The sequence below is a fragment of the Achromobacter pulmonis genome (assembly GCF_002885955.2).
Classification (GTDB): domain Bacteria; phylum Pseudomonadota; class Gammaproteobacteria; order Burkholderiales; family Burkholderiaceae_B; genus Achromobacter; species Achromobacter pulmonis_A.
The window spans coordinates 593894-596450 of sequence record NZ_POQS01000002.1 but is presented as its reverse complement, the minus strand read 5'-3'; the positions used below and the strand labels follow the sequence as shown (position 1 = coordinate 596450).

3 protein-coding genes are annotated in these 2557 nt (G+C 71.3%); all 3 read left to right on the top strand.

The window, feature by feature from the left end; translation table 11 throughout:
* Nucleotides 1-61 precede the first annotated feature (61 nt).
* Nucleotides 62-562 (top strand): sigma-70 family RNA polymerase sigma factor, encoded by a 501-nt coding sequence (locus tag C1I89_RS08850; RefSeq protein WP_102772397.1) that lies wholly within the window; start codon nucleotides 62-64, stop codon nucleotides 560-562.
* The gene (locus C1I89_RS08845) at nucleotides 559-1524 is read left to right on the top strand and encodes a FecR domain-containing protein (protein ID WP_102772840.1); all 966 of its coding nucleotides are present in this window, start codon (nucleotides 559-561) and stop codon (nucleotides 1522-1524) included. The genes C1I89_RS08850 and C1I89_RS08845 overlap by 4 nt, the downstream gene beginning before the upstream one ends.
* 99 nt (nucleotides 1525-1623) lie before the next feature.
* Nucleotides 1624-2557 (top strand): TonB-dependent siderophore receptor (locus tag C1I89_RS08840; RefSeq protein WP_146196895.1); only part of this gene is annotated, 934 nt, incomplete at its 3' end.

Below are 2557 nucleotides of genomic sequence, written 5' to 3'. Positions count from 1 at the left end.
TTTGAATTAATATTGATAATCGTTATCAATTTTGAATTTGCGGTCCGGCCCGTCGAATGCCATGAGTCACAGCGGAACCCCAGCGCCCGTCGAAGGGCTCTACATACAGCATCAGTCATGGCTGCGCGACTGGCTGCGCCGAAAGACCGGCTGCCCCTTCGACGCGGCGGACCTGACCCACGATACCTACCTGAAAGTGCTGGTGCGCGAGGACGACACGCGCAGCCTGCGCGAACCGCGCGCCTATCTGACGACCATCGCGCACGGGCTCATGGTCAACCTGTTCCGCCGCCGCGACATCGAGCGCGCCTACCTGGACAGCCTGGCGTCGCTCGGAGAGGCGGCCGCGCCGTCGCCCGAGCGCCGGGCCCTGGCCCTGGAGGCCCTGATCGAAATCGACCGCCTGCTCGACGGCCTGCCGCCCAAGGTGCGCAAGGCGTTCCTGCTGGCGCAGCTGGAAGGGCTGCGGCACGCCGAGATCGCCGGACGCATGCAGGTGTCGGTCAGTTCGGTGCGCCAGTACCTGGCCCGCGCCATGCAGCATTGCCTGGCGGCGTGGTGAGCGGGCGCGCCACGGGCCCGGCCGAGCTGCCGGCGTCGGTCATCCGCGAGGCCAGCCTCTGGTTCGTCCGCCTGGGCGCCGATGACGCCACCGCGGAGGACGGCGCCGCCTGCCGCCGCTGGATAGAAGCCAGCCCGGCGCACCGGCAGGCCTGGGAGCGCGTGGAAATGCTGGGCCGCCAGTTCGGCCTGATAGAACCGCACGCAGGTCTCGCGGCGCTGGAACGCACGCCCCGGCGCGGCCGGCGGCGGGCGCTGAAGGCCTTGTCGCTGGTGCTGGGCGCGGGCGGGCTGGCGGCGGCGGGCCTGCCCTGGACGGAATGGACTTCCGACTACGCCACCGCGGTCGGGCAGCGGCGCAGCGCGACGTTGCCCGACGGCAGCGTGCTCACCCTCAATTCCGACAGCGCCGCCGATCTGCGCTTCGATGCGGCGCGGCGCCTGGTCGTCCTGCGCCGCGGCGAACTGCACCTCGCCTCGCACGCCGATGCGCTGGCGCCGCCGCGGCCGCTGGCCGTGTCCACGCCGGCCGGCCGCGTCACCGCGTTGGGAACCCGATTCACGGTCCGGCTGGCCGATGAAGGCGCATGGATCGCCGTGACCGAAGGCACCGTGCGGATCGAACCGGCGGCGGACGGGGGCGCGGCGCGCCTCCTCCAGGCAGGCTCGGGTGCGTACTTCGACCGGCGCGCGGTGCAGCCGGCCGTCCCTGTCGCGCAGGCCGAGGACTGGCTGCACGGCGCGCTGTACGCCGACGGCATGCGGCTCGATGCCTTCGTCGAGAAACTGGCCCGCTACCGGCCCGGCAGGCTGGCCTGCGATCCCGCGGTGGCGGCGCTGCGCATTTCCGGTTCGTTCCCGCTGGACGACACCGACCGCGCCCTGGCCGCCGTGGCGCGCACGCTGCCGGTGCGCGTGGAACGCCATACGCGCTATTGGGTGGTGCTGCGGCCGGCAGGCTGATCCGGCCGGCGTCGCCTGCCCGGTGGAACGGCTGTCACTTTCCGGTTTTCGATTGGCATACAGGTGAAGCATCGAATTACTTCGCCTGGAACCAACGATATGTCTCTGCCTTTTTCCTCCTCCCGTCCCGTCGCGCCGGCGCGCCCGCGCATGCAGGCCCTGGCCGCGCTGGCGCTGGCCGCGGCCGCCGGCGCCGCGGTTCTGCCCGCGCTGGCCCAGCCTGCGGGCGCCGTGCCGGCGCTGCATTCGGTGGACGTGCCGGCCGGCGCGCTCGGCGCGGCGCTGTCCGGTTTCGCCCGGCAGGCCGGCGTGCTGCTGTCCTTCGACCCGGCGCTGGCCGCGGGCATGGAGACCGCCGGGCTGCACGGCGCCTATGGCGTGGAGCAGGGCTTCGCGGCGCTGCTGGCCGGCACCGGCCTGCAAGCCGTGCGCCGCGCCGACGGCGATTATCTGCTGCAGCATGCCCCCGGCGCGCAGACGGCCGAACTCGACGCCGTGGTGGTGCTGGGCGCCGGCGCAACCACCGAAGGCAGCGGCTCCTATACCGCGGACTGGATGCGGTCGGCCAACGGCCTGGTGCTGACGCAGCGCGACACGCCCCAGTCCACCAGTATCGTGACGCGCCAGCAGCTCGACGACCAGGCCATGGGCAGCGTGCGCGACGTCATGGAGCACGCCACCGGCATGAACGTCCAGCAAAGCGAGACCGACCGGCTCAGCTATTATTCGCGCGGCTTCCAGATGGACACCATGCAGTTCGACGGCGTGGTCAAGCCGCTGGACAATACCTACCAGTTCGGCGAAGGCAATCTGGACCCGGTCATCTATGACCACGTGGAAATCATCCGCGGCGCGACCGGCCTGATGAGCGGCACCGGCAATCCGGGCGGGTCGGTCAGTTTCATTCGCAAACGGCCGACGCGCGAGTTCCAGGGCAGCCTGAGGGCCATGGGCGGCAGCTACGACACCTATCGCGGCGAGGTCGATTTGTCGGCGCCGCTCACCGGTTCGGGAGCGGTGCGCGCCCGCGTGG

Coding starts and splice junctions, on each gene's coding strand:
- C1I89_RS08850 (WP_102772397.1), top strand. CDS start 62: ATGAGTCACAGCGGAACCCCAGCGCCCGTCGAAGGGCTCTACATACAG.